Annotated in this window: 2 protein-coding genes; both read left to right on the top strand. The window is 68.8% G+C overall.

Going from position 1 to position 1,188, the window contains the following annotated elements; genetic code table 11:
- Positions 1-216 precede the first annotated feature (216 nt).
- Entirely contained in the window at positions 217-402 is a 186-nt protein-coding gene (locus tag ACZ38L_RS29360) for a hypothetical protein (protein WP_465698857.1), read from the top strand.
- Positions 403-691: 289 nt separating this feature from the next.
- Positions 692-1,153 carry a transposase family protein gene (locus ACZ38L_RS29355; RefSeq protein WP_465698855.1) on the top strand — a complete coding sequence of 154 codons (462 nt, stop codon included), beginning with the start codon at positions 692-694 and terminating at the stop codon, positions 1,151-1,153.
- Positions 1,154-1,188: the final 35 nt, after the last annotated feature.

Here is a 1,188-nt window from a genome sequence, read left to right as displayed (position 1 = left end):
GTTTGGAGGTGGTGTTTCCCGACTCTTTTTGTTCCTACGGGGGGGCGGACCCCAAACCCGGCGGACCCCCCCCCCCCCCCCCCTCCCCCCCCCCCCCCCCCCCCCCCCCCCCCCCCCCGGCCCCGGCAGCAGTCCTCCTCGCCGATCATACGATTGGCGCGCATCACTCCCTCCCCACTCCGAAACCGTCGAGCCAGTACAGCCCAAAGGGATCACATGAAAACCGCGGAACTCGCCCTTCAAGTCCTGGGAACGATCCAGCTCATCATCGGCACGTCCGTCGTCAGAGGCTGGCGATCGGGTGAGCACAAGAAGTTGTACGCCGGTGTCGTCATCATGTGGGTCGCATCCTTCGGGATCACCGCCGTCGCCCTCGGGCTCACGCACTCCTGGTTCAACTGACTTCGCCCGAATCCAACGGGCGGATCCGGAGCACGACGTCCAGATTCGTGATGGTCTGCCAGCTTGAGGGGAGCCGGGAGCGCAACAGGCACGGCTTCCAAGATCATGGAGTTCTCGACGCCCCGTGATCCGACTGGAAGACCGTGCCTGCCGACGCATCATCGCTGATCCCGCCTGCTCTTGCCAGCTCCGCGAGTGTCCCGAGGCCGTGCCGGGGGAGGTCCCGGGGCTGCTGGAGCGACTGGCGGAGGTGCCGGACCCGCGTGACCTGCGAGGAGTGCGACACGCCTTGGCCGTCGTCCTCGCGCTGACCGCGTGCGCGGTTCTGTCCGGGGCCACCTCGCTCCTGGCGGTCGGCGAGTGGATCAGCGATGCGCCGGCGCACGTTCTGGAACAGCTCGGCATCCGTCCCGATCCGCTGCTGCCCCGGCGTCTCCTGCCGGCCGAGACCACGGTCCGACGGTTGCTGGCCCGCATCGACGGCGACGCATTGGACCGGGCCGTCGGCCGCTGGCTCGCGGACCGCCGCCCGACGACAGCCACGGCCGCTGACCTGCACGGTCTGGCGGTGGACGGCAAGAGCCCGCGCGGAGCCGCCAAGGCCGCCGGCCGCGAGATCCACCTGCTCGCCGCTGCAGAGCACGCCACCAGCCTGCGGAAGCTGTCAACGGGATCAAGGCAGGTTGTTCGGGCTAATGCTGTGCTGAGTTCGTTGTCTCCTGTTCATCGTGCTGGTCGGTCGGCTTGTTGATCCAGACCTGCTCGGGCAGGGCCGGGGGTTCGGGG

It is taken from the genome of Kitasatospora sp. NPDC024654 (genome assembly GCF_055559155.1).
Note: the sequence above shows the minus strand (reverse complement) of the source record. Positions and strands in the feature narration are given on the sequence as shown.